Below are 24,855 nucleotides of genomic sequence, written 5' to 3' on the forward strand. Positions count from 1 at the left end.
TCCAAATCTCCAACTGCTGCCCGTGAATTTGCGGAGATGCAAGGCGACGGCAATGTCTACACTGTTCGAGGCGAGCCTCAAGGTGTTGACGTCAATGGGTCTTGGGTTCAATAAGCCCGTTCCGCACCGAGCTTGGAAATTGCTGTGCATGGCGGAATCAAACCGACCGACACCATGGGGGCGAGAGACGTGGCACCTAATTGGCAATGCGCTGGGGAGCAGCTTGGCTGATGCAATGCAGCCGACTCAAGGCGAAGGGCAGCGGTCTTCGGCGGACTACCGCAACGGCTCAGACATCGAGAGCGACAACGCCGACTACGACCGCATGACACAGCAGGCTCTGCAGCGCGGTGGTCCGGGTCTGAGGGAGTCGGCAACCAATGCGGAGGTGATGGCGTACCGCATGCGCGAGGCTGGCTTCGATGGCGACATGGTTCCTACTGGTGGGGATATGCCGGCTGGGCCTGGGTTGACGGGGAGGCCACGCCCATTGACGTTCAAGCCGCTGTAGCAGCTCAACGAAGAGACTGGCCTGATGGGCTTCGACCAGGGCAACGGGGTATGGAGCTACCCGGTGCCCGACCGTCGGGCTATCGAAACGAGGCCGCTGGGTGCTGGGGGCTCGGTGTCGTTGCTTCCGGTTGAAAACCTCTACGCACCGCTGGAGGGGTTCTTCGAGAGCCGCTATCGCATGGCGGTGCAGGGGATGACCGATCCCAATGCCAGCCTTCTTGACCAGGGCGCGAACTTGCTCCTGGGCATGGGCGTCGCGCCGCTGGTGGCGGTGGAGGCGCCAGTCACTGGCTTGTACAACGCGACGAACAACGCATGGCGTGCAGGACAAAATTTGGCTCGTGCAGATTTGACGAGCGATACGGACGTTGCAGTCATGTCGAGGCTTGAGCTACTGCAGAACTTGCAGGAGCGTTCCTCGGCTTCGGTGGGCCCGCGGCGGTGATGCAGCCACGGCCATCGCTAGGTGCGCCGGCAACTCGCACCGCGTCAATCGCCGATGACATGTTGGCGGATGGAGCTGCTGAGCAATCGAGCATCTGGCGTGAATGAGCTCGCACCTCGGTCAAATGCCACCTTCGCGAATCGCTTCTCGGAGGATGCAATCGAGCTGCGGCCGGTTCCTTCACTCACACCCTAGCAGGCGCTGAGAATGCCGAAAAACATTCTCTAGGTGGTCAAAGAGGATGGTTCGCTCGTGCTTGCACCGAGGCCCGCTGACTTCTCATACGGACAGGTAGACTTGGCTCGCGGCCAAAATGTTCTTGCTGCGGGTGAAGGCAAGGTTCTGTGGGGAGAGGTCAAATACATTAAAAACGCCTCAGGGCACTATCTGCCTCAAGGGGCCTCTGCGGAAGCTGCCGCGGTGAAGGCGTTTAGCGATTACGGCTTCAAGGTCCCAGAGGGGGCGTATGTGAACAGGTCTACGACTTCAAGTTCGGAAAATGGTGAAGCAGTGATGAGCGGCTCAGTGTTGACTGACTTCGACTTGCTGTGCAACAAGGTGGCCTTGGCGGCACTACCAACGCTTGGCGAGGATGCGCTTGAGCCGCTGTATGAGGAGGTGCTCAGCTTCCTAGGGTGTGTTTGATAGGCGAGCCGATCCCGCCTAGGGTGAACGGGCATAGGTGAGGATCGGAGGAACGGATGGCACATCATCGTCATGAACTGTCAGATGCTGAGTGGGCGGTGCTGGAGCCGCTGTTGCCACCGCGCAAGACGGCGGGGCGACCGTACGGGGAGCATCGCAGGATGCTCAATGCCATGCTGTTCCGGCTGAACACCGGTATTGGGTGGCGCGATCTGCCCGAGCGTTACGGCCCGTGGCAGACGGTGTATTCGCGCTCGCGGCGGTGGTGCCGTTGTGGATAGTGGGACCGGATGCTGCAGGCGCTGCAGAGCGAACTGGACGCGGCGGGCCGCATCCAGTGGTGGCTGTGATGTGTAGACGGCTCCAACGTGCGCGCGCACAAAGCGGCGGCTGGCGCCCCAAAAAAGTCGCCCGGCGCGCGAACCAGCGGACCATGCACTGGGGCGTAGCCGCGGCGGCTGGGGTACCAAGCTTCATGTGGTGAGTGACGGCGCCGGGATACCGCTGGCCGTGAAGCTCAGCCCTGGGCAGGCCCATGAATCGCTGTACGCTGAGTCAGTGCTCGACTCCGTGCGCGTCTGTCGGCCCAGCGGCACAGTGCGGCAAAGGCCCGAGCGCGTAGCTGGCGACAAGGCCTACAGCCAGCGGCGTATTAGGCAATGGCTGCGGCAGCGACACATACGAGCGGTCATCCCTGAACGGAGTGATCAGCAACAGCGTCGCCGGGGCCGACCTCCTGACTTCGACCTTCAGCAATATCGCCGCCGTAACGTCATTGAGCGCTGCATCGGCTGGTTGAAGGAAGCACGTGCCGTTGCTACCCGCTTCGAGAAGCTGGCCTTGCACTATCTCGGTGGCGTCAAGCTGGCCATGATCCGACGGTACTTGCGAGCCGTCTTGTCAAACACACCCTAGAGGCTCATCCTGGGCATCGTGCAGAGTTGTCGCAGTCTCATTGACTTGATGGGTAGGTATCGCTTCGGCCGAGAGAAGCAGGAGCGCTTGCTTCCAAGTGCTGCCATTGCCTACAGTATGCATGTGCTGCGATGGCCGGAAGTGCTTCGGTTCGCGGAGGAAGAGAACCGCGCCTTCTATGCGCCGAAGATGGCTGCATTGATGACAGGCATCATGGCCGCCTTCGAAGACGACTGGGAAGACAGAGGCTTCTATAAGCGCTTCCAGGACAAGGCCTGAAGAGCGTTCGCTACAAGGGGCATGCATCCACGCCCCTTGCCCTCCTGGTACCTCTACACCGCCGACGCCACCTCGGTGCGCCTGCTGACCAACGATGGCGCGCCATCGCCTGAACTGAGCACCGAGCCGGCGCGCACGCTGGCAAAGCTGACCGCGGCCGTCCATACCGCGGCGTGCCGCCTGGGCGAGCACGAGCTGCGGCACCTCGAACTCGTCATCGCGCTGCAGCGCTGGCACCGCTGACGGCAGAGGGCGACTCGTTCCCTTCGCGTGCGAAGGGCGGAGGGGGTCGGCGGCTGTTCATGAGCCGCTGCCGTGAAGGAGCGCCCGCCCCAGCGGGTCGATGCAGCGCTCGCGGGGGCCGACCCCGTGCAGGCGCGGTCCAAGCGCCGGGTCCGCGCCCACGCGGACGCATGAGGTTGGGGGGCAGGGAGCGAACAGCGACCCAAGCCCGCCGCTGACGAAGCGCAGCGCAGGAAGCCACGCCGGGCGATGACGAGGCGTCCAGCCTCGAAGCGAGCGACGGCCACGGAGAACGCTGCTCATGGCGCGGGGTGGCTTCCTGCGCGACCCGCTGACGAAGGCGGTGTGGCGTGCAGGCAGCGGCGTCCCTGACGGACGACGCGATGCGTCCAGCAGCGCGAGTGTGCGTGCGGCCCCAGCCGCCGAAGAGCACACGTTCGACCGTCGGGGCCCGTAGAGGCTGGCAGCGTCTGCTGCGAGCCTCTGCGGGCGACAGACGCGGCGCAAGACGCGTCATCGCTACACCTGGCATCGACCGATGCGAGGTGAAGACCTATGCGAGTGACCAACGACGTGCCGAGCGGGCCGCTGCGTCCGCCGGCACCGCCCCCGAAGCAGCCGACATCGTGCGAGCGCGCGATGGCCAACCGCCCGCACGTGCTGCGCACCGTGGCCCAGCACGGTCACCTCAGATGCGCCGACTCAAGCGCTACGGCAAGCTGCCCGATGCCGTGCTCGTGCGCGGCGACCGCCTGTGGCCCGCCGAATCCGAGTCCGCGCCGAAGTGTCCGCGCAGGAGCTGATGCGCATCGCCGTGCTGGTCGAGCACGTCGGCCGTAAGGTGCGCCCCGAGCTGCCGCATGCTGGCCGGCCTGTTCGTGGTCTTCGACGGCACGCAGAACCACGCCGCGCGCATCGCCAAGGCGGCGGCCGAGCGCTGGCAGCGCTACAGCGCCGCGGATCGCGAGCTGCTGGCCTCGCGTGCGACGCTGGCTCGTGTGGACCTGCGCCTGCCGCTCGCTTGGCGCGGCTGCAGCGAGGACCGGCTGCAACTCACGGTGCGATGAGGCGCGTTCCCGGGCACCAGCCCATGAACACCGTCCGCTGGCCGCATCGCGCCCGCCCGGGCGCGGCCTCACCTCACATCAGCAGGCGGAACGCCCACGCCTCCTCGCGCCGAGCGCTGCCAGGCCGAGGCCGAGCAAGGCCCAGGTGCCGGGCTCCGGCACCTGGGGCACGGTCACCGCCGCGAGTCGTTCCACCGTCAGCTCCACAAAGTCACTGCCGTAGCGCGCGGCCAGTCGGAATTGCGTCGGATCGAGGTCGCTGGAGATGCTGGCGAACGACCCGCCCAGGCCGTCCTCCGCGGTCAGGAAGCGAAAGGTACCGAGCACTGGCCCTGCATCGCCGAAGGCCACCTGCAAGCTCCCGCCGAGCGTCACCTGGCCTGACACGAACAGACGGTCGTACAGCTCGGAGCTGTCGATGTCGAGCAGCAGGGTGGCCTGCAACTCGGCGTGGTCGGTGGAGAAGTGGCCGGTGCCCACCGCATCCATCGCTCCAGCGCTGTAGACGCCTCCGCTCAAGGTCACCTGCTTGGCAGCGATGGTGCCGTCCAGCCAGGTGGCGCTGTCGCCCGGGCCTTCGCCGCCGTCCTGCCGGTACGTCTGCGCCTGCAGCGTGCTGCGGGCACCGACGTGCAAGACGCCGCCGTTGCTCAGCCCTTCCGCCAAGCCCAGATTCGCGCCGTTGAGCACGGCGATCCGGCCTTCGTTGTACGACAGGCGCGACAGGGCATCGACGTCCTCGCCCTGCCAGGAGGTGACGAAGCGCGATTGAGGGCCGTCGAGCACCACCGTCGTCCCTCGCTTGAGCACGGTGATCAGCGCCGGCGCTGCCCCGGACGATGTGTCACCCAGGTTGAGCGCCAGCGTGCCGCCGTGACGGGCAACATAGCTGCCGCCACCCAGCAGCAGTTGCCCGTATTCATTCTCGAGGTACTGCGCCAGCCGGCCCCAGACGATCAGGCGGGAGCCATCCGCCTCCAGCGTGCCCGTGTTGTTGACGTGGCCTGTCAGGCGCAGCGTGCCGGCCTTGAGCACGCGGAACGTGCCCCGGTTGTCGACGTCGGCGGTGATCACGGTTGCGCCTGCGCCCTTCTTCAGGTAGGTGCCTTCGTTGAGGAAGGAGGCCACCGAGATGCGGGTCGGCCGGGTGAAGGGCTCGCCCAGGGACGGCACTTCACGCGTGCCCTGGCTGTTGAGGTCTTCGAAGGTCGTGCCTGCCCGCACGCGGATGCTGCCGGCGCCGTGGAGGTCGGAATTGCCGTCCCACACCACACCGCCCTGGAAGTCGAAGGCGGATGCCAGTTGCTTGCCGATAGGCCGGTCGCTGGGGGAAAGCCAGTACCGGGGGTCTTCGGTGAGGACAGCCCGGCCGCGGACCGTCACCGGACCGCCCGTGTGCAGCGCACCGTCTGCCCATTCCAGCCGGTCGACCGACAGCGGCCCCTCCACCTGCAGCCGGCTGAAGCTGTATCCGAGGAGCGAGCCGGTCTGGTCGTCCAGGTCGGCCCGCGGCTCGCCGATGTACAGCGTGCCAACGTCCAGCCCGCGTCGCACCACGACCCGGCTGTTGCCGAGCACCTCGTAGCGTCCCTGCCCGGAAAGCTCGGCCTCCGGCGCAACGGTGTAGTTGCCGCTGCGAAAACGCACCACGCCTTCGTTGTGGAGCCTGCCGCCCCCGAAGTCCATGTCGCCCTGGCCGTACTGCTGGGAGCCGGCGAACTCCAGTGTGGCGCTCGGCGCAACGAACCACTGGCCGGTGGCGGAGCCACCGACGATGCCGAAGTCCATCCGGACACGGCCCCCGTCGTGGATGTGGAGGCTGCCGTTCTGGCGCAGGCTATTGCGGTAACCGGACACCACCATCTCGGACTGGACGTCGACCCGGCCGGTGTTGGTCCACCCCCCTTCATAACTGTCGATGTACCACCGGCCTTGCTCGATGCGCATCGTGCCGGTGTTGTCGAAGGAGCCGAATTCGTTCCAGACCCGGGTCTCGCCGGCGCCCGTCTTCACATAGCGGCCTTCGTTCACGAACGCGCCTCGGTCGATCGACAGGGTGCGCTGGCCTTGGCTCACGTCGTCGAGGAAGCGCGCCTGGCGGCCGACCCGGATCTCGGCATTTCCGCCGAGCTGCGACGCGCCGTCCACCCAGTGGGCGTTGCCCTCGAAGGTCAGCGCGCCGTGGTAGGCGCCGGTGCTCAGCACACGCCCGCTCAGCACGGCGTCACCCAGCACGGTGATGCGGGGACCGTTGGAGAGGTACTGATCGTTGTGCAGCTGGCCGCCGCTCCACAGGAAGCTGCCCACCGTCAAGGTGGCGGCCGTCGGCCCGCCCGACGGGCCCGGCGCTCCTAGGAGCGAGCCGTCCAGCAGCTCCAGCCGCCCGATCTGCGAACCGGCGCCGGCCAGCGCCAGCTGGCCGCCGGTCATCCTCAGGGTGCCGCGTCCGGTGAGGCGGGTGGCGCTGAAGCGACTGCTGCGCAGGGTGGTGTCGCTGCCACCGAGCGTAACTTCGGTGGACAAGGTGGCCGGCAGGCCGTTGGACCAGTTGTCGGCCAGGTCCCAGAACGCCTGGCCGGAGCCGGCCGCCCCGGTCCAGACGGTCTCCAGTGCGGCGGCTGGCGCCGCCTGCAGCAGGAGCTGGACCGCCGCGGCGGCGAGGATCGCCCTGCGCGGCGCAACGCCGCGCAGTCGGCGAGCCGGCGAGAGCAGGGCACGGGCAGGGGACGGAAGGGAACTTCTCATCTGAAACTCCTTGACGTTGCTTCGATCGGTCGCATCGGTCCTGCCACCCCTTCGCGGGATGGCAGGTGCAAGGCGTCAGGCCTGTCGGCAGTGGACCAACGGCGCCGCCAGGAGCCAGAAGGGCAAGGGGTGGCAGGCGCAACCGGAGCATCGCCAGCTGCGCGGCTTCGCAGGGCGCGAAGTTGCAAACGCTCGTAAGGCCAGCGGGCCGGCATCGCCTTTGGCCAGGGCCGGACGGTCGCAGAAGACCGATCTCCCGGCCCCTGCCGTCCACGCTATCGGGCGGTGACCGGTCCGGCGGCGCATGGGCTGCGAGGAGCGCCCCGGCTTTTCCGTGACGGGGGTTCGCCAATCGCCCGGCGGGTCAGGTTCGTGGCCTTGCATCCGCCGGCGAGGCACGGGATCGGTCCAGGCCTGGCCGTCGACATCCACGATGCGCGTGCGTTCCTTCCAGGTGTGGGTGGTGATCTCGCCAATGCGCTGGATCGGCAAGGCCTTGCCGCCGATCCTCAGCTCCGAACGCGTCAGCTCGATCTCATAGGTGGGGTGCTGCATGTCGCGCGGGCTTGGGCCGTCCTGCCCGGCACATCACGCCGCTGGCCGCCGCCTGCGAGCGTGTGCGTGCTCGTGGTGCAGCCGCCAGCGCGGGGAGCCAGGTGGCGTTCATCGCCGCCTGGTCCAGAGGCGATCCTCAGTTCGCGGCCTTCACCGAGAACCAGTTGAGGTTCCAACCACCGCTCCTGGCGTTGATGCCGAACCGGTGAATGCCGGCAGGCAGCGTGACGGCGGTCCTGATCGTGGTCCAGTTCTGCCAGCCGCCGGTCGGGGGCACCGACACCGTGGCATAGGACGGGCTGCCGCCGGCCTCTTCGAAGGAGAACTGGCCGCCGCCGCCCAGGCTCGCAACGCGGAACTCCAGGGTGTAGGTGCCCGATTTGGGAATGTCGACCGGAGTGCCTGCATACGACAGCCAGTCGCCCGCATCGATGTAGCCCACCGATTGCCCGCCGCCGCTGTCGGTGGTGGGTTCCGTCTGCACGCCGCTCATCGCGGAGAATGCGCTGGCCTTGACGGTGGCCAACGGCGTGCCGCCATGATCATCGGCGTGCTCGACCTTCAGCCAGTTGATGTTAAAGCCCCCCTTGTTGGCCAGGATGGCCAGCGCCTGCTTGCCGGCCTTCAGTGCGACGACGTGGGACACCGTTGTCCAGTTCTGCCAAGCGCCGGTGCGAGGCACGGCCACCTGGCCGAACACCGGCGCGCCGCCCCCTTGCTCCAGTTGCAGGAGGCCGCCTCCTTGCAGGCTGGCGACCCGGTAAGACACCCGGTAGTTGCCGTCCGCCGGAATGTCGACCGCGTACGTCATCCAGTCGCCTGCGTCGATGTAGCTCACGTTCGCCCCGGCACCAGCGTCGGAGGTGCGTTCGGTCTGGACGCCCTTCATCTCGCAGAAGGCCTCTGCCTCGAGCGTGGCGGGCAAGGGCACGGGCGAGCAGGGGGGCGGTGTGTTGCCGGGCCAGTTCCGCACGATATCGCGTGCCAGTTTGCCGGACGCTGTCAGCACATGGTCGGGCCAGCCACCATTGGCCGTGGCACCTGGCGTCAACGCGGCCGAACCTTCCGGCGCATCGTCGAGCGCCCAGTTGGCGTTGCTCAGCTGGTGGGTCTTCATGAAATCGACCCAGGCCTTGGTTTCGGCCGTGGCCACGGCGCCGTTGCCGTCGGCATTGACCGAGCCCCATTCCGTGACGAACAGCGCCGCGCCATTGTTCATCGCGGTCGTGGCCTTGTCGCGCAGGAACTGGCCATGGGTTCCGGCATAGAAGTGCAAGGTGTAGGCGATATTGGCGTAGCCAGTGATCGGGTCGCGCGAGGCGACGTCGACGTCCTGTGACCAGTGCGGCGACCCGACGATGATCAGGTTGTCAGGATCGATGGCGCGGATCGCGGCAATCACGGCTTGCGCATACGGCTTCACATTTCCGCTCCAGGAGACGGAATCCTTCGGCTCGTTGTAAACCTCGTAGATGACGTGATTGTTCTTTCCGTAGGTGCGGGCCATTTCCTGGAAAAACTCGATGGCCTGCGCCTGGTACTGGAACGCGTAGTGCGAATGCCAGTCGATGATGACGTACATGTCATTCGCGATGGCCGCATCCACGACGGCCTTCAGCCGGGCTTTATTCGATGCCGGGTCTTGGAGATATCCGCCGGTGTCCTCCACGCCCATTGCGGCACGCACGAGTTTGGCTTTCCAATCGGTTTTCAGCCATCGCACCACATTCGCGTTGTAGTACTTTTCGCCGGGCCAACCGTTGTTGCTCCAGTAGAAGCTGACGCCAGAGAGGCTGCCAGGGGCGTCGCCGACAAAGACCTTGTTTCCCCGCACCGAGAGGGGCTGCACATTGGCCACCGCCTGGCTGGCCCCCAGCAACGCCAGCATTGCCGCGGTGATCCCCGCCAACAGGGATGAAGCCCGTCCCGGCTTCGATGGGCGCGCCTGGTGGTCGCGCGGAAAAATATATTCGGTAGAAGCCATGAAATACCCGCTTTCCATTGCCACAGGGTGGTTGTCAGACCGATGCTCGCCTGGTCCTGGCAGGCGCGATCGGCGCCCTCCATCTATTACCGAGGCAATACATGTGAAAGCGCTTTCTCAGATGCGTTCGTAGCCTAATGAAGATCGAGTGCCATGGATAGGCCGCCTGCGTAACATTGCTTTTCATCAGCAGCCGCGCGTTCGCGCTGGTGGATGCGTCGCCTGGTGTTCCACAGCTGAAAAATGCGGCGCGCGGGTCGCTCCTGGTCGAGGCGCTCGGGCAACGGATCGCTTGCGACAGGCGAGCCGGCCACCACCCTGGCGAGGAAGTGGGCCAAGGAGGCGAGTCGCGGGTGCCGGCAGGGCTGCTTCACGGGCTCCTGGCGCGGCAGGTCTCTCACTGCCGTGGTGCGCCTTCCCTGTCTCGCGCTGGCGAAGAGCAGCTGCCAGCTGCGGCACAGGCGCCTCCCCGTCACCGCGTCCACGCTCCACGCCCTACGCCCTACGCCCCACTCCGCCACGTCCCTATCCGATCCCACGGTGCCGCAGCCTCCGACCTTCTTCGACAGGCAGCGGGACGCAGCTCCTGCCAGAGTGACAGCCCGTCAAACTCGACAGGATCTTCCGATGCGCACCCAGGTCGACGAACTCTTGCAGCGTGCCTACCGCCCCTACCGCGCCTTGCCCGATCTGTTGCGGGCGCTGGTGCACGAACTGGCGGAGCGTGAGCGATTGGCAGGCGGGTGCTTGCGCCTGCATTGCGGGTGCTCGCTGGACGTCTGCCCGGCCAGGTCGCGAGCCAAGCTGGCGCGTCCGTTCCTGCATCGGACGCTGCCCATCAACTATGCCGAGGAGTCGCTCGGAGAACTGCAGCTCGAATGGTCCCGCGATGCGGCCGCCGAGGCAGCCGGAAGCCTGTGCGAAGACTTCGCGCGGCGCTGCGCCTACCTGGTCAAGCGCTACGAGGTCCAGGCCTGGGCCGAGCAGCGCCTGGGCCGCCCGCTGTTGCTGGTGGGCGTGTGCGAGGCCTTGCACCAGCTGGAGATCTTCATCGAGAAGGCCGCCTACAGCTGCCTGCCGGTGATGCTGAAAGGCGAGTTCGGCACCGAGAAAGTCCAGCTCGCGGCCGCCGTGCATTGCTGCGGTCCGCATCGCGACGGGCCGTTCGTCGAAGTGAACTGCGCCAACCCGGCGGGCCAGCCGGCGCAGTGGTTCAGGCAGGCCAGTGGTGGCACGCTGTTCTTCAACGGCATCGAGGAACTGGCGCCGGCCTTGCAGGGGCAGCTGCCACAGTACCTGCATTCGCGGCTGGGACAGTGGCTGGCCGTGCCAACCGCCGGTGAGCCGCGCGTGATTGCGTCGGCCACCGCGGACCTGGCGCAACGGGTGCGGGAAGGCGGGTTCTCGCGGGCCCTGCTCGCGGAGCTGGACTTCCTGGTGATCGAGGTGCCGCCACTGCGCGAGCGGCTGGACGACATCGAATCGCTGGTGGCCGTGGTGCTGGAGCGCCACGGCTTCGACGTGGGACGCGCGCTGACCGCCGAACTGCTCCACACCTGCCGGTGCCACAACTGGCCCGAGAACCTGTTCGAGATGGAACGCGTGGTCGCCCGGCTGGCGGTGATGGCCGGCGGCCGGCCCATCCGCGCGACTGACATCCAGGTGCACGCGCCCTGGATGCTGGAGGCTGGCGCCCTTGCTGGCCGGGAACAGCCGCCCCGGGCGCCGGTGCGCGTGAACGGGCGTGCACGGTCCGAGAGCCACTGGGTCGAGTGCGCGGTGGCGCGCGACCTCGCCGCGCTGTCGGGCTTGCACGAGGCGCTGCGCAGGGCCCTGCTGTATCTCGGCGAGCACTATGCAAAGCCGCTGTCGCTCGGCGAGCTGGCGCGCCAGGCGCATGTCAGTCCCTCGCACCTGGGCTTCCTCTTTCGCAGCGCACTGGGCACGACCTTCAAGCCGCTGCTGCAGCGCATCCGCATCGAGAAGGCGAAGGAGATGCTCCATGCCGACGAGCACCAGCGCATCACCGACGTCGCGCTGAGCGTGGGCTTCGGCGACCTCAGCCATTTCGAGAAGAGCTTTCGCCGCCTGGTCGGTCGCAGCCCGCGGGAGTTCAGGCGGGCGGCCGGGACGTGACGCGGCGCCGCTCAGGCGTGCGGCAGCAGTTCCCCGAGCACGGCGTACTGCTTCGCAAGCACGGTGTGCACCACGTAGTCTTCCACCAGGGCCCCGGCCGCCTTGCGCTGGATCGCGATGTCGAGGAGCGAGGCATGGCAGATCGAAGGGTCCACAGCATCGGCGCGAAACGGTGCTTCGTCCTCGCTTGCCGTCGTGAGCGTGAGGAAGGCGATCGCCTTGTTGCCGTCGAAGACGACCAGCGTGCTCTCGTAGCTGAGGCCACCCGGCCGCGCCGTGTTGTGCGGCTGGTCTAGCACGCGGGCTGACGCGGATGCGCGGCCGCCCAGCCACTGCGACACCGCCTGCGCGAATGCGGCGAGGTCCAGCCCCAGCAGGTCGTCGTGGTCGACGCGCACGACGGCGGCCATGTCCACGCCGGAGAACCGCAGCGAGTCGACCGCGATGTACGGGTTCCACGCCAGCGTCTCCATGAGCACGAGGTCGTCGCTGAACGCGGCGGACAGGGCCACCGGCGCCGGGAAGGCACTGCGCAGGAGGTCGATCATCGCCCGCACGCCATAGCGCGCGGCCAGGATGCGATCGCGCGTGGCATCGCCGACGCGGCCATTCTGGAAATCGGGCGGTGCCGTCACGGTGCGTTCCCTCACCCTGGCCATCAGCCCGTTCACCAGAACGTCGGAGTCGTCGCCTGCCTGGCCCACGGCGGCGCCGGCCATCGCGTTGAGCACGTCGCGAAAGCGCAGCAGCTGGTTGTTGTCGCGGCAGTAGGCGAAGATCGCGGCCACCCGCTGGCGGCGCTTGGGACCCTTGTCGGCATGGTGCGAGGTTCCGTCGGCGATCTCGCACAGCATGGTGAAGTTCTCGCGCAGGTGATAGAACAGGTCGGGCAGCGGCAGTTGCCAGCGCTCCTGCCTGCCACCGGCCTTGGCGATCGTCAGCCGCCCGCGTTCGAGGTCGGACCATGTCGCAACCGCCTCGATGGTGTCGCGCCGCGGCAGGGTCACGTCGATCAGCTCCATCAGGACCGGCCGCGGGCTGAGGGGCCGGTCCGCCAGGTCGTCTCGCGCGCGCTCGAACTGCTCGCCGTGCCAGGTGTAGCCCAGCCGGTAGATCACGAAGTGCTTGATGGCGTCGTTCAGCACGATGCCGGGGATCAAGTCGGGAAAGGGCGTGCGCTCGTCGCTGAGCTTGCGGCGGTCATCCGTCCACAGGCCCAGGCGGTCGTGGTCGAAGATGCGCCGCAGGGTCTGGGGCTCGTCGCGCTTGAGGATGTAGGCGACGCCGCTGGCCTCGTCGGCATGGTAGAAGGGCGTGAGCGGCGAATCGTCGGGCGGGACGAGCCCCGCCTCGGCCGCGACGCGGATGCCGGCCTCGCGCATCTCGTCGAAGATGATGTCGGCGATCTCCGCGTAGAGCGCATCCTGCACCGGCCCCGGCAGCCAGGGGTCGATGACGACCTGGGTGTCCCAGTCCGATCGCCCGGAGTCGAACAGGTGCTGGTCACGGCCCTGCAGCAGGTCCAGGCAGGCGTTGAACGCGTTGCCGCCCTTGATGTAGAAGCAGGCGAGCGGCCTGTCGCCACGCAGGACGTACTTCTTCCGGAAAGACTCACCGAGCGCCTGGATGCGCGCGTCGAAGGCCGCCAGGGCCTGGACCACCGCAGCGCGGATGTCCGGGTACTTGGCGGCGTTGTTGATCCGCTCGGTCAGCAAGCCGCTGACGGCTCGTCGCAAATCGCGTTGCGCCTCGATTTCCTTCATGTCGGGCCCCCGGTGTCGGATGAGTGGGTGGCGCGCCGGGTCACGGCGCGCTCGGGTCGGGCAGGCTGGAATGGCTGAGGTCGAGCTGCAGGCCATCGCAGGGCGTTCCGGGCAGGGCCAGCACCGCGTTCTGTTCGAACTGCCACAGCGCCGCCTGCGGATCGCCGCATCCGGCGGGGTCGGCCGCCGCCAGTTGCCGGATGTCGCCGAGGTAAGGGTGGGCCGCTGCCGTGGCCACCCGCCAGGCCCAGATCCGGGGCGGCGGCCCGGGGAGGGGCGCCGCCACCTGCGCGAGCAGCGCCGCGGCCAGCTCATGCGAGCAGTAGAGCCCCGGTGCGTAGCCGGCCGCGACGAGCCCGGCCATCCATGTGCGGATGTAGGCCAGCGCGTCGGGGCCGGGGCTGCTGCCGTCCTCCCAGTCGAGGTAGAGGGTCGAGCCGGTGGGGAAGCCTTCGCGGCGGGCCAGGACCGCCGCCTGTGCCCCGTCGCTGCGGCCTTGCGGCCCGGTGGCGTTGCGCGAGCCGGGGCCGGCGGTCTGCTGGCCGAGATAGACCGGTGCCAGGCCCCAGCCCTGCTCGACGAGCGCTGCCCGCTGCCCTCCCCAGCTGGTGTCGCTGTGGCTCGGCGCGGGTGCAAGGTAGTAGCCGCACCACACCAGCGAGGTCTCTGCCTTGAGCCAGGCGAGTGCCCTCATGCCGGGGAAGGCGCCGGTGTCGAAGCCGTTGTAGAAGGTCATCGTCAGTGCTCCTCGGTCGGGGAGTCAGGCAGTCATGAGCTGCAGTGCCACCCAGGCGTACCAGTCGATCAGGTGGTGGTAGTGCTCCTGCCAGTTGAAGTTGAGCCTGGCCGGGCTGGCCGGAGGCAGGCCCGCCCCGATGGCGATTGCGGAAGGCGCGAGGGCTTGGTAGACGCCGAGATGGCGCGGCAGGTCGTCGCTGGCGACGACGCGGACGAGATCGAGTTCCCAGTCCGTCACGCCGGCGCCGTCTGGGCGATCGAAGTTGGCCGGGCGGGGGCGGATGGCGCGGTTGATGTCGGCCGCAAGGGTGGCCAGGGGCGTGCCGTCGGTGACCTGCAAGCGCACCACGCTGTATTGCGGCGCCGCCAGGCTGGCGATGTCGAGCTGCAGGTCGATCGCAAAGCGCACGGTGTCGGCCAGGGACTGGCCGGTTTCCTCGGCGAACTCGCGGCGCGCCGCCACGTCGACCGCTTCGCCTGGATGCAGGCCGCCGCCCGGCAACGCCCACTGGCCGGCCTGGTGCACGACACCGGGCTGCCTGGTGGCCGACGCCGATGCCGCGCTGCCCGCCAGTGTGGCGGCCGTCGCCTGGGCCGTGGCCCACAGGCCGGTGCCGTTGACGGCGGCGTCTACCTGGCTGGGCAAGCTGCTGGCGCCCACCAGGGGCAGGTACTTCACGAGGGTGAAGACCTTCACGACCGCCTGGGCCGCCGTGGTTGCGGCGAGGGCTCTTGACGCCGGTTGGGCCACTGCCTGCCGCGCGTGCTGCAGGGCGAGGTCCAGCTCCGGAAGTGACGCATGCCAGGCCGACAGGGCAGCCCGGCATGCGGCGGCCAGCAGCGAGGTGGTGGCGTTCCAGTCGTGTGGCTGCGGATTCGGGATCTGGGCCGCCTGGACTGCGGCCGCGCTGGCCTCGGCGGTCAGCACGGCCGCGGCGTTCTCTCCCCACCACTGGTTGAAGCACCGCTTGCGGGCGATCAGGTACTGGCCGTGGCCGTCCCACAGCGCGGCATAGACCGAGGGCGTCATGGCGTTGTGTCCCGGCGGCCTTCTACGCAGCGGCGGGCGGGAGGGGCGCGGCACCCGCCTCCGGCAACGCCGTGGCGCTCGCGGCAGCCAGCGCCTGCTCTGCCTGTTGCTGGGCGGCGTCGACGGCGGCGGTCGAGGCCTGGTCGGCCTGCTGCATGGCCTGCGTCGCGCTGGCCATGGCCTGGGCGGCCTGGGTGACCGGGTCCGAGGCGGCGCCCTCGGTTGCGGCGGCCAGCTCCTGCGTGGCGGCCTGCACCGCCTGGTTGCTGGCCACCATGGCCTGCTCGACGAGTGCATTGGCCGCCTGCAGTGCCGACTCCGTGGAGGACGGCGCGGGCACCGGAACCCGGGGCGGAGTGGCCGCAGCGGGCGTCGGCCGCGGTGCGGGTGGCGGGAATGCGTCGGGGTCGGTCATGGCATGTTCTCCTGCGTGTGTCGTGCGGTCGAGGGGAAGCGGGGCCGGAAGGGGGGCGGCCTGCTCATGGGCGGTGTCTTCTGTCGCTGGACGCCTGCCGGCTGCGGCGTCGCTCTGTCCCGCCGGTGGCCCGACGGCGGGCGGCGGTGTCCCGGTGCGCTGGCTGCGCAGCGCGTCGCCCAGGGCCTGTTCGGCCTGGTCAAGGATGTGGCGTGCCGCCGCACGGGCTGCCTCACGGCCCTCGCGCACTGCGGCGCGCACGGCGTCGGCCACACCCTGCGCGGGTGGTGCGGCGGGTGGGTCGCCTGGAGCGGGCATGCGGGTCTCCTTGCGTGTGCGGTGTCCATCGACGGTTCGGGTGCCGCGCCGGGGAGGCGCATGGGGAGCGGGCAGGGGGATCGGAGCCCGGCCCGCGTGCACGGTCGTGCCGGACGGGCCACGGCCCCTGTCCATGCAACCCTTTCCTCTTGGCGCGCGTGGCGGCTCCGGGTGTTCACGACGCCCCCTTCGTGTCGTCCGTGACTGCCGGCAGGCGGGTGCCGAAGTCGCGCAAGGAGATGACCCCGCCGCTGCTGACCTGCAACACCGCACGCAGGTTGCCGGCCTCGACGGTGAACAGGCAGGTGGCGCCATCCTGTCCCAGGCGCCCCTTGCCGAGGCGATTCGCGGCGAGGAAGGCCTGCGCGGACTGCAGGTACAACCGCACCGCGTCCCGCGCACCGTCGTGGGCCTCGCCGGAGTAGTGGGTGTGCTGCACGATCTGCAGCACCGCCAGCGAGATCCGCGCGAAGCCCACCTGCCGCCCGCGGGCGAGCCAGCTGCTCACGGCACGGTCAACCTCTGCCGGCGCCGGCAGGCCGTCGACCTGGGGGCAATCGAGGGAGCCGAGCAGCAGCGGCAGCAGCGCGTGCAGGGTTGCCGTGGCGGCCCGGGCACGGTCGTCCGGCCCCTGGGTGGCCGGCAGTGCCGCCGCGCGCTCCAGGTACATCCGGTGGTAGTCGCAGAACTCCAGCGGCGTGCGTGCCTGCTCCACCGCAAACGCGGCCGCCTCCTGGCGTAGCGCCGAGGTGGCACCGCCGGCGGGCGCCTCGGCGGCGAGCTGGTACAGCGCGAGCGCTTCATCGAAGTCGATGCCCTGGAACAGCGGCGCCGTCGCCACGCCCAGCTCGCCGAGCAGCGCCGTGCCAGCGGCAAGGTCCTGCGCGGTGAGGAGCTCGTAGTCCGCGCAAAGGCGGCGCAGCTGGGTGGCGAGCACCGCGTCCGGGTCGCCGGCCTGAGCCCGTGCCAGCAGGCCCAGGTCGGCCGGGTCGAGCGTCATCAGCTTGACCGGGCTGACCTTGAGCCCCAGCCGCGGCAGCAGCGCAAACCGGGAGGCATGCAGGCCCTGCTGCACGGCGCCAACCAGGGTGGTTTCATCGGCGAACTCATAGGGCGGGACGGGCGCCGCCGCCGCCCAGGCCAGCCACTGCAGGCCGCCGTCGACGAAGGCCAGGGACTGCTGGCATGGCGCGGACAGCATGCTCGCCTGCTGGATCGGACGGCCGGCAACAGAGACGGTCATGGCGATGTCTCCTGTGGCGGATCAACCTGCGGGGAAGCCCTTGAGCACGGAGGCCGCCGCCGAGCCGACGCGCGCGAAGTCCTCCGTCGCCCCCTGCACGAGCGCCTGGGCTTGCGCCATGGCCTTGGCGTACTTGTCGTCGCCCGTCGCGAGGTACTGGGCCATGGCCACACCGGCGGCGGTGGTGGCGATCGTCGAGATATTGCGCAGCGCGTCCGCAGCATCCTGCACCGCAATGGCCGTCGACTGGGCGACCGACTGGTAGGCCTTGCCGGCGCCGCTGGTCAGCACGACCTGCGGGCTCATGGTGGCCTGCTGGACCTGGTTGATGACGTCGATGACCTGGGCGTTGACCTTGGTCGGGTCCATGGGGGCTCCTTGGGGTGGCGGGTGGGCGTCCAGCGTGAGGCATCAGCCGCAGGGCTAGCTTGGCGCGTCCGGCGAGGGCGCGGCCGCCGGCACCGGGCCGGGAGCCGGCGCGAGAGCGGGCGCCGGCGCGGGCGGCTGAACCGGGGCCGCTGGTGCGGCCGGCGTGGGCGCCGGCGGCGGCGCAGCCAGGGCGTGCAGCGCCTGCAGGTCGGCGCTTGCCGTGGCCGCATCGGTCGAGGCGGCCTGCGACTGCGCCTTCAGCACCTCGATGGCACCCTGGCCCTCCGCCATCGCCGCGGCGATCACCGCGGCCGGCGGCGCCGGCACGGGCGGCGGGCCGGGCAGCGGGCTGACCACCGGTGGCGGGCCGGGCTGGGGCGCGGGCGGGGGCGGCGCCACCGGGAACGGGGCCGAGAGCATCTTGGCGCAGGCCGAGGTGACAGCGGCCGCGCCGATCATGCTGGCGCTCTGCTGGCGGTTGACCGCGTTGTACATGGCCATGCCGAGCGTCTCGAGGAGCACGGCATCGAGCATGCCGAGCGACTGGGATGGGGCCTGGCCGCCGGCAAGCGTCACGATGCCGCTGATGGCGTCCACCACCTGGGCGTTCACGCTGCTGCTGTCGTTGGTCATCACGGGGAAGCTCCCTTCTGAAGGATCATTGCGAGGACCTGGGCCACGGCTGCAGCGGCAAGGACCTGTCCCCGCTGCTGGTTGGCGGCCGCGTTCTCCATCGCAAGGCCGATGCTGTCGGCCATCGCGACGTAGGTGCTTGCCATTGCCCATGCAGGCGCTTGACCGATCGTCGCCAAGGCACAGGTGTCGGGCGGGCCGACCAGGTTGGCGACAGCTGGGGTTCGCGCCAAGCGAGTGCTCCGGCGGCCGCGGCTGCGGTTCAGCCTGTGGCGGCCCGGTGTGCCAGGCGCTTTACTTCAAGCCAAGGATCTCGGCGGTCGCGTGGCCTTCGGATGCGGTGTCGATCGAGTACAAGGTGGAGACGCCCTGGGTGGTCGACGCCTGCATCGTCACGTAGGACTGCTGCTGGTTGTTCGTGGCGTTGTGCGCTGCGTTCGACAAGGCCTGGCTGGTGGCCACGAACAGGTTGCCCATGGCCACCGCGGGCGCATCGCCCACGACCTTGGTATTGACCTGCGACACGGAATCGGTGATCTGGCTGTTGACCGAAGTAGGGAATGCCATGGTGATGCTCCTTCAGTTTTGCAAACGGCGGGGAATGGGGCTGGCGGCCTCGGCCGTCAGGCCAGGATCTTCTTCGTCACGGCGCCGGTGGTTCCGACGTCCAGCGAGTACAGCAGCGAGACGCCCATCGTCGTCGCCGCCTGCGACGTGACGTACATCTGCTGCTGGGCCAGGGTGGCGTTGTGTGCCGCGTTGGCCAGCGCCTGGGCGGTGGCCTGGAACAGGTTGCCCATTGCGGTGGCCGGGGCGCTGCCCAGCACCTGGAGGTTGGCCTGCGTCACCGAGTCGGTGACCTGGTCGTTGACAGCGGTGGGGAATGCCATGTGGTCAGCTCCTTGGCTTCAGACGCCGCTCAACTGCCCAGCACCATCTTGGTCGCCACGCCGGTGGAGGCGGTGTCGATCGAGTACAGCGTGGCGACACCCATCGTGGTGGCCGACTGCGCGGTGACGTAGCTCTGTTGCTGCGCGTTGGTGGCGTTGTGGGCCGCGTTGGCCAGCGCCTGCGCGGTGGCCTGGTAGAGGTTGCCCATCGCGATCGCCGGCGCGTCGCCCAGCACCTTGGTATTGGCCTGGGTGACGGAATCGGTGATCTGGCTGTTGACGGAGGTGGGGAATGCCATGTCGTGCTCCTTCTTTCTTGCCGCAGGTCAGCTGCGCCCGCTCAGCCGCCCAGGCCCTTCACGCCGGTGCTCAGGACCTCCTTGGTGGCCACGCCGGTGGACGCCGTGTCGATCGAGTACAGGGTGGCCACGCCCATCGTGGTGGACGATTGCGCGGTGACGTAGCTCTGCTGCTGCGCGTTGGTGGCGTTGTGGGCCGCGTTGGCCAGTGCCTGGGCGGTGGCCTGGTAGAGGTTGCCCATTGCAATGGCCGGTGCATCGCCCAGCACCTTGGTGTTGGCCTGCGTGACGGAGTCGGTGATCTGGTCGTTGACGGACGTCGGGAATGCCATGATTTCTCCTGCAGTGATGAAATGGGGCTTGCCGGACCGGGCCGGGTCGTGACGGGGTTCGGTGCTTTCGACATGCGAGGCGTTGTGGCCCTGTGTCGTCGCCTTTGCGAACTGACTGACATGTACAAATTTCCTTACGCCGTGAAGTCATCCTAGGGAGGGACGCCGGCAGCCGATAGGCGCAAATGACGGAAAAATCCGGCCTGGATGCGGAGATTCGCGGTGGCACGCACTGCCGGCCGGCTGCCAATGCAGGCAGATCTGCCGCAGCCTGCCGTCTTGCCGAGGTGCTTGTGACGGAGGCGCTCCACGGCACTCACGGCGCAAATGCCGATACGCGGCAGATTTGCCGACGGTGTTGGCGGGTCGTTCTCGAGCCCCGCGGCACGGCAGGCGAGGCGAATGGCATGAGGCGGTGGCTTGCTGCCAGCGCGGTGGTTGGCCGGCGGCGCTGAGGCCCGGCGATCTGGCTGAGGTCAGCCTGGCGAGGCCGCGCTACTTGTTGGCATCGAACCCGGGAGGCAGTCGAAAGCTGACGCTCGACGTGCCAGCACGGCCTGTTGGAGCGCAGCCCCACCTCTGACCCTGGAGCGGGGCGAAAACGCCAGCTCCGCTTGTACCCATGGCGTGATCGGGTCGACCACCTTCGCCGAAAGCGTTCCTGGGAACGGTTGGTCCGCCGCCTTCGAACAGAAGCTGTCGACACTCAGGCGGTCGCGCAATGGCCGACCGCTGCGGTTGCCGCGGCTCAGTCGAGCGGCGGTTATGGGAAGACGTCAGGCTCGAGAGGGGCGCCGCGTGCGGGAGGCGCAGATGGCCTGCTTCCCAAAGGCCCGGCAGTCCAGGCGTGGGGTGATAGCGAGGCACCCGCGTCCCCGCTTCCTGGCCGCATGCCCGGCGCGCGCGGCGGGGGCGCGCCTGCCGAGGCCGGCTGATGCCGGCCGATGCCGGAAGGCCGGGGCAGGCGCTTCGCTCGGCCGACGTCAAGCGGCTGGGGAAACCCGGGTGGACTCCAGCACCTCTGCAAGGGGCTCCAGCGCGACCGTGGCCTTCTTGGCAGACACCTTCTTCGGTACGCGGGCCGCCTTTGCCGTCGGTTGCGGGGCCGGCGCGGCGGGTGCCACGGGAGGCGTCGGCGCCTCGGCTGCGGCCCCCTTCGACTTGAGCGAGGGCTTCTCGGCCTTGCGGCGGGCCGGCTTCACCGCGTCTGCGGCCGGCACCGCGGCGTCATTCTGCGCAGCCAGCTTCTTCTCGAGTGCCTTGATGCGTCGCTCGGCTTTTGCCAGAGCATCGCGGGTCTCCTCGTGGGCCGCGCGCTCGGCGTCAGCTGCGCTTGCTTGCTGTGCGGCGAGCTTCTTGTTGTCGGCCTTCAGTGCCTTCAATTCGCCCCGCGCCTTCACCAGCTTGTGCAGTGCTCCTGCCGAGATCTCGACGGACCACTCGCCCTCCTTGTCAGTGACCGAATTGAAGTCCACCTTCTCGCTCACCAGGAAGGCGAGCTTCTTGGGCAGCTCGGCCCGGCCGGCCTCGATGCGAGCACGATCAATTTTCTTTGCCATGTTGTTCCGAAAGAGTGTCAGCAAACAGTTGCCGGGGCGAATGGTACATGCCGTGGCAAGGCGGGCCCCTGATGGCTGCAGCGGCAGATCGTCGGGCGGCGGGCCGCTGGCGAGCCCCTGGCGGACGGCCACAGGTGGCGCATCGCGCCAGGTCGCGAGCCCCTGCCGGGTGACCGCAGGTGGCCTGCCGGTGAGCGGGCTGTGCGCGAGGGCTGCCTACTTGAGCAGGACCTTGGCGAACGGCAGGGGCCTGAACTCCTTGAGCATTTGCTGCGTCTTTGCCCTGGCGCGGGGCGGGACCCGGCCCTCCAGGTCGAGCACGAGCACGCCGGCCTGCGCCGGATCGGCGCTGGCCTGGCCCCAGGTGCGGTGGGTGAGGCCGGTTCTCTCCCGCAACTCCTCGGCCAGCAACTTGCCGTTTCGTGAGCGGTGCAACGTGAAGCGGTGGTCTTCGGGGCGCTCGCCAAGCACGAGGCCGAAGTTCAGCGGGCCGTGGGCTTTCAGCTGGCGAAGACACCTCTGCAAGTGCTTCTTGTAGGCGGGGCGGGCGAGCATGGGGTCTTCCCCGCCAGGGGCTTTCGGCTCGGTTTGAGGGTTCTTCTTCATCTCGATCGTCCTGCTCCCATGGGGTGGCCCGAGGGCCGGTGGACCATGTCCTTGCATACGTGCCGGTGGAGCACCGATGGGCGCATCAAGGCGGCTGTTGCGCATTGTTCTCGGGCCCCAGCCGCCATGGCGCAGGCCGGTGGAGCGTTGAATCCCTGCCATGAGTGGCGCGAGGCCGCGGACGGTTCCGTCGCTGGCCTCGCCTGGTTGACGGTGGCGCGGAGTGACCGGACCGAGCAAGATCGCCCCATCATGGCGGGATGCGTGCCTGACGGCGGTCAGGCGGATGAATCCTCATCCTCGGAGTTCGGCATGCAACAGATGGTGCAGCCGGGCGGCCGCAACAGCATGGCAGCCGGCGGCCTCCGGAGCGGGCTGCAGCGATTCGGGCCGGCCAGCACGTTCGGGCGGTTGCCGCTCGGCATGGCGGCTTCGCACTGAACTCTGAAAATCCAGCCGCCAGCGGTGCGCTGTCTACCGGTCGCCGCGAGCAGCGGCGTCAGGCGGCAGCACCTGCACGCGATAGCGCTCGCCGGTGGGCCCCGACCATTCGATCCACTCTCCCATCCTCGATCCGATGAGGCTCAGTCCCAGTGGCGACAACACCGAGACACGTCCGTTGGCCGGATCGCTGTCCGGCGGATAGCAGAGCACCACCGTGTACGGCGGGCCACCGGCCTCCGCCCGGAGGCTCACCGGCGCTTCGGAAGCGACGATGTCCGCGGTCCACCGCGGCGATTCGACGATGTCGGCGGAATCCAGCAGGTCCTGCAGCGTGGTGAGGAGCGCCGGCGACAGCTGGGTCCCGGCGGAGCCATTCAGGATGGCGGTGAGCCGTGCGTGGTCATGCGATGCAAGCAGGCGGTCTTGCGCAAGTACTTCCATGAAGCACTCCTGTCATCAGTCAGGGCCCGCCGCAGGGACGAGCCGATGTTCGCGCGGGTGATGGCCCGGCGACCTGAAGGAGCAATGCGCAAAGGGGGGATAGGGAGGGAGGTCGCCGGGCTCAGGGATGTGCGGCGAGTGCAGGCGTGGGTCCGGTGCCGACGATGACAGACACGGTGACACCCCCGCCGAGCCGCTGGGCAGCGGGCTGGCAGTCGAGCGTGGTGGGCACGCGGAGGGGGTGGGGGGTCATGGGGGGATTGTAGGGTAGGAGGTGCGATGGTGCCGGGTGCGGCCGACTGGAGCAGCGGGCACCGGGTGGTGCGGCGGACCGAACATGGAGACCGCGCACCCGTTCTGCGTTTCGGCCCCGCTTCTCCGGAGCTCCTCGGTAGCGCTGCGGGGGCCGCCTGCGTAGAGAAAACACGGTCACCCGCCACGGCCATGGACCTCGCCTGCGGGGCCGCAGTGAATCCCTGCGCGGAATGCGGGCGAGCCGACGCCGGCCACTCACCATGCGTTGGCCACTCCAATGGAACTCAGTCCTTGCCGCAACCACTCATGGGCACGCGGATCATCGTCTGATGCGCATGCAGTCTGCCCTGAGCCAGGTATCACCACGGTCGCGGGCCGGCCCGATCGACCCCCATCAAGGAACCACATGACCGACAACTATCTCGGCGAGTTGCATTGGATGCAGTTTGCCAAACGGCAGCAACTCAGCGATTCAAGACTGGTCAAGGCGATGGCGCGAGCCATGGCGGATCTGGAGCTGGCCCAGGAGCCGAAGCAGCAGCTGCAGGCACTCGATGCGATCGAGAAGCAGGCCGCCGCGGTGAAGAAGAGCGTCGAGGAAACCAAGGAGCTGAAGGGCTACCTGAAGGGCCTGCACGAGGCGGTGAACAAGCAGCGCAAACTGAGCGAGTTCGAGGCGAAGAAGGCGGCACAGCAAGACGATGACGACGAGCCCGCCAGCGCGCTGCTCGACCCCGCCACGCTGCTGAAGCAGCTGAAGCTGTGCCGGCAGGACGCCACTCGCCGGGTTTCCTTCGGCTTCACTGACGCGGCGGACAAGGACGGGCTGCCGGTGCTGGCCCTGAGCCCCAAGCTGACCGGCCAGAAGTTGTTCACCAAGCTGAAGGACGAAACCAAAGCCAAGACAGGCGCCCACGGCACGGCCTGGATCCACAACGGCAACGAGCTGATGCTGCAGGTGGACAAGCCCGTGAGCGGACTGGTGAAGAAGGTGCGCGCGCCCGTGCGCGGATGCGGCTTCAAGATCGCCAAGGTGGTGCTCTGCAATTCCGAGGGCACGGTGTTCGAGCAGGACAACGAATCCGAAACACTCGAAGCCGGCGAGCCTGCACAGCAGCCAGCGTCATCCGCAGCACAGGGCGATCCACTTGAGCACCAGAAGTCGGCAGTCAAGGCGTTTCTCCAGACACTGCCAGCAGACATCCGTCTGTTGTCTGGTGCCTCTCCCGACGTTGCAGCACGTTTGAACAAGGACCTGCAGGCGGCAGTGAGCCTGGCGAAAGGCGGCGATATCGCCGGAGCACTTGCTGGACTGGATGCGATCGCCACTGCCTTGGCCGAGACGAAGCGCTCCAACCGCGCCCATGAAGCAGCGCAGGCCATTCCACAAGGCTTGGTGGCTGAGCGGGTCCAGGCCCTTGAGCAGGCCGCGACGCACTGGGACACCGAGTGCATGCGCTCCGTCGAAGGCCTGAACGAACTGGTGGCCACCCTCAAAACAAAGGCCCCTCCGCAGCTTCAAGAAGTAGCGGACTACATCGCTTCTTTGGTGATCCCCCTTCAGGGAACGCTCAGTGAGGGGGTACGAGCGTTGAAAGATGCGGTCTCACGAACCGACACGGCAGGCATTGCCGGTGCGAAGAAGGCCGCGCAGGATGCGCTGCGCGCTTCCGCCGTGTTCCTCAAGGACAACAGCATCGCATTGCGGAATTGCGAAACGAATCCATTCGGGACGCAGCTCTCCATCGTGTTGCCGCTGACCACCGCAATGAAGAGCGTCCACGCGGCCATTGCATCCGTCTGACCCGGAGCGGTCGCCACCGAGGTGCCCCGGGGTGGGTCACCTGCACCGCGCCAGCAGCCCGAGGTGATGGCCTCACGATTCTCTTTCCCCGCAAACCCAGCCTGACCGCTGCACTTAGAGCGGCTAACAAAACTCTTCTGGCGTCGTTGCGCCGCCTTGCCGTACCGGTCGTACTGTCTGCGGCGGCGC

The 24,855-nt window shown here is 68.3% G+C and carries 28 protein-coding genes and 1 pseudogene; 10 read left to right on the top strand and 19 right to left on the bottom strand.

Features of this window, described 5'->3' with window-relative positions; translation table 11 throughout:
* The first annotated feature begins 52 nt into the window (after positions 1–52).
* The 7 genes and pseudogenes from N7L95_RS26425 to N7L95_RS26455 all read left to right on the top strand — a co-directional run bounded on the left by N7L95_RS26425 (position 53) and on the right by N7L95_RS26455 (position 4,107).
* Complete coding sequence (locus tag N7L95_RS26425; protein WP_301260614.1) at positions 53–511, top strand: hypothetical protein; 459 nt, start codon at positions 53–55, stop codon at positions 509–511.
* A 24-nt stretch (positions 512–535) separates the two neighbouring features.
* Positions 536–958 (top strand): hypothetical protein, encoded by a 423-nt coding sequence (locus tag N7L95_RS26430; RefSeq protein WP_301260615.1) that lies wholly within the window; start codon positions 536–538, stop codon positions 956–958.
* A 297-nt stretch (positions 959–1,255) separates the two neighbouring features.
* Positions 1,256–1,603: a hypothetical protein gene (locus N7L95_RS26435; RefSeq protein ID WP_301260616.1), complete on the top strand. Its 348-nt coding sequence runs from the start codon at positions 1,256–1,258 to the stop codon at positions 1,601–1,603.
* Between the two features lie 56 nt (positions 1,604–1,659).
* Positions 1,660–2,518, top strand: a pseudogene (locus N7L95_RS26440) (IS5 family transposase).
* 87 nt (positions 2,519–2,605) lie between these two features.
* On the top strand, positions 2,606–2,797 hold the full coding sequence (locus N7L95_RS26445; RefSeq protein WP_301260617.1) for a hypothetical protein: 192 nt from the start codon (positions 2,606–2,608) through the stop codon (positions 2,795–2,797).
* Positions 2,798–2,818: 21 nt separating this feature from the next.
* Positions 2,819–3,040, top strand: a complete 222-nt coding sequence (locus N7L95_RS26450) for a hypothetical protein (protein WP_301260618.1) — start codon at positions 2,819–2,821, stop codon at positions 3,038–3,040.
* An 860-nt stretch (positions 3,041–3,900) separates the two neighbouring features.
* Complete coding sequence (locus N7L95_RS26455; RefSeq protein WP_301260619.1) at positions 3,901–4,107, top strand: hypothetical protein; 207 nt, start codon at positions 3,901–3,903, stop codon at positions 4,105–4,107.
* Between the two features lie 78 nt (positions 4,108–4,185).
* Here the strand turns inward: N7L95_RS26455 and N7L95_RS26460 are convergent, their stop codons facing one another.
* The 3 genes from N7L95_RS26460 to N7L95_RS26470 form a co-directional block, all read right to left on the bottom strand.
* Positions 4,186–6,852: a PEP-CTERM sorting domain-containing protein gene (locus N7L95_RS26460; protein ID WP_301260620.1), complete on the bottom strand. Its 2,667-nt coding sequence runs from the start codon at positions 6,850–6,852 to the stop codon at positions 4,186–4,188.
* Between the two features lie 75 nt (positions 6,853–6,927).
* Positions 6,928–7,407 carry a hypothetical protein gene (locus N7L95_RS26465; protein WP_301260621.1) on the bottom strand — a complete coding sequence of 160 codons (480 nt, stop codon included), beginning with the start codon at positions 7,405–7,407 and terminating at the stop codon, positions 6,928–6,930.
* A gap of 136 nt (positions 7,408–7,543) precedes the next feature.
* Entirely contained in the window at positions 7,544–9,391 is a 1,848-nt protein-coding gene (locus N7L95_RS26470; RefSeq protein WP_301260622.1) for a carbohydrate-binding protein, read from the bottom strand.
* A gap of 627 nt (positions 9,392–10,018) precedes the next feature.
* Between N7L95_RS26470 and N7L95_RS26475 the strand changes: the two genes are divergently transcribed.
* On the top strand, positions 10,019–11,527 hold the full coding sequence (locus N7L95_RS26475; RefSeq protein WP_301260623.1) for an AraC family transcriptional regulator: 1,509 nt from the start codon (positions 10,019–10,021) through the stop codon (positions 11,525–11,527).
* Positions 11,528–11,538: 11 nt separating this feature from the next.
* Here N7L95_RS26475 and N7L95_RS26480 read toward each other — a convergent pair whose 3' ends face one another.
* The 14 genes from N7L95_RS26480 to N7L95_RS26545 all read right to left on the bottom strand — a co-directional run bounded on the left by N7L95_RS26480 (position 11,539) and on the right by N7L95_RS26545 (position 21,722).
* Positions 11,539–13,290, bottom strand: coding sequence for a hypothetical protein (locus N7L95_RS26480; RefSeq protein ID WP_301260624.1), 1,752 nt, complete (start codon positions 13,288–13,290; stop codon positions 11,539–11,541).
* Positions 13,291–13,330: 40 nt separating this feature from the next.
* Positions 13,331–14,026 carry a glycoside hydrolase domain-containing protein gene (locus N7L95_RS26485; protein ID WP_301260625.1) on the bottom strand — a complete coding sequence of 232 codons (696 nt, stop codon included), beginning with the start codon at positions 14,024–14,026 and terminating at the stop codon, positions 13,331–13,333.
* Between the two features lie 24 nt (positions 14,027–14,050).
* Positions 14,051–15,058, bottom strand: coding sequence for an NUDIX domain-containing protein (locus tag N7L95_RS26490; RefSeq protein ID WP_301260626.1), 1,008 nt, complete (start codon positions 15,056–15,058; stop codon positions 14,051–14,053).
* Between the two features lie 22 nt (positions 15,059–15,080).
* Entirely contained in the window at positions 15,081–15,473 is a 393-nt protein-coding gene (locus N7L95_RS26495) for a hypothetical protein (protein ID WP_301260627.1), read from the bottom strand.
* A 493-nt stretch (positions 15,474–15,966) separates the two neighbouring features.
* Entirely contained in the window at positions 15,967–17,034 is a 1,068-nt protein-coding gene (locus N7L95_RS26500) for a hypothetical protein (RefSeq protein WP_301260628.1), read from the bottom strand.
* Between the two features lie 21 nt (positions 17,035–17,055).
* On the bottom strand, positions 17,056–17,403 hold the full coding sequence (locus N7L95_RS26505; RefSeq protein ID WP_301260629.1) for a hypothetical protein: 348 nt from the start codon (positions 17,401–17,403) through the stop codon (positions 17,056–17,058).
* A 54-nt stretch (positions 17,404–17,457) separates the two neighbouring features.
* Positions 17,458–18,036 (bottom strand): RebB family R body protein, encoded by a 579-nt coding sequence (locus N7L95_RS26510; RefSeq protein ID WP_301260738.1) that lies wholly within the window; start codon positions 18,034–18,036, stop codon positions 17,458–17,460.
* Positions 18,036–18,269 carry a RebB family R body protein gene (locus N7L95_RS26515; protein ID WP_435870120.1) on the bottom strand — a complete coding sequence of 78 codons (234 nt, stop codon included), beginning with the start codon at positions 18,267–18,269 and terminating at the stop codon, positions 18,036–18,038. The genes N7L95_RS26510 and N7L95_RS26515 overlap by 1 nt, the downstream gene beginning before the upstream one ends.
* 61 nt (positions 18,270–18,330) lie before the next feature.
* On the bottom strand, positions 18,331–18,603 hold the full coding sequence (locus N7L95_RS26520) for a RebB family R body protein (protein WP_301260630.1): 273 nt from the start codon (positions 18,601–18,603) through the stop codon (positions 18,331–18,333).
* A gap of 56 nt (positions 18,604–18,659) precedes the next feature.
* Positions 18,660–18,926, bottom strand: a complete 267-nt coding sequence (locus N7L95_RS26525) for a RebB family R body protein (protein WP_301260631.1) — start codon at positions 18,924–18,926, stop codon at positions 18,660–18,662.
* 29 nt (positions 18,927–18,955) lie between these two features.
* A complete protein-coding gene (locus N7L95_RS26530; protein ID WP_301260632.1) occupies positions 18,956–19,225 on the bottom strand; it encodes a RebB family R body protein in 270 nt (89 codons plus the stop codon).
* A gap of 41 nt (positions 19,226–19,266) precedes the next feature.
* Complete coding sequence (locus N7L95_RS26535) at positions 19,267–19,557, bottom strand: RebB family R body protein (protein ID WP_301260633.1); 291 nt, start codon at positions 19,555–19,557, stop codon at positions 19,267–19,269.
* 983 nt (positions 19,558–20,540) lie between these two features.
* Entirely contained in the window at positions 20,541–21,248 is a 708-nt protein-coding gene (locus tag N7L95_RS26540) for a hypothetical protein (protein ID WP_301260634.1), read from the bottom strand.
* A gap of 84 nt (positions 21,249–21,332) precedes the next feature.
* Positions 21,333–21,722 carry a hypothetical protein gene (locus N7L95_RS26545; protein ID WP_301260635.1) on the bottom strand — a complete coding sequence of 130 codons (390 nt, stop codon included), beginning with the start codon at positions 21,720–21,722 and terminating at the stop codon, positions 21,333–21,335.
* 312 nt (positions 21,723–22,034) lie between these two features.
* Between N7L95_RS26545 and N7L95_RS26550 the strand changes: the two genes are divergently transcribed.
* On the top strand, positions 22,035–22,163 hold the full coding sequence (locus tag N7L95_RS26550) for a hypothetical protein (protein WP_301260636.1): 129 nt from the start codon (positions 22,035–22,037) through the stop codon (positions 22,161–22,163).
* 33 nt (positions 22,164–22,196) lie between these two features.
* Here N7L95_RS26550 and N7L95_RS26555 read toward each other — a convergent pair whose 3' ends face one another.
* Positions 22,197–22,607, bottom strand: a complete 411-nt coding sequence (locus N7L95_RS26555; RefSeq protein WP_301260637.1) for a GreA/GreB family elongation factor — start codon at positions 22,605–22,607, stop codon at positions 22,197–22,199.
* 121 nt (positions 22,608–22,728) lie between these two features.
* The gene (locus tag N7L95_RS26560) at positions 22,729–22,860 is read right to left on the bottom strand and encodes a hypothetical protein (protein ID WP_301260638.1); all 132 of its coding nucleotides are present in this window, start codon (positions 22,858–22,860) and stop codon (positions 22,729–22,731) included.
* Positions 22,861–23,268: 408 nt separating this feature from the next.
* Here N7L95_RS26560 and N7L95_RS26565 point away from each other — a divergent pair, with 408 nt between their 5' ends.
* Complete coding sequence (locus N7L95_RS26565) at positions 23,269–24,666, top strand: hypothetical protein (RefSeq protein ID WP_301260639.1); 1,398 nt, start codon at positions 23,269–23,271, stop codon at positions 24,664–24,666.
* Positions 24,667–24,855 lie beyond the last annotated feature (189 nt).

Source organism: Eleftheria terrae, from assembly GCF_030419005.1.
GTDB classification, from domain to species: Bacteria; Pseudomonadota; Gammaproteobacteria; order Burkholderiales; family Burkholderiaceae_C; genus Caldimonas; species Caldimonas terrae.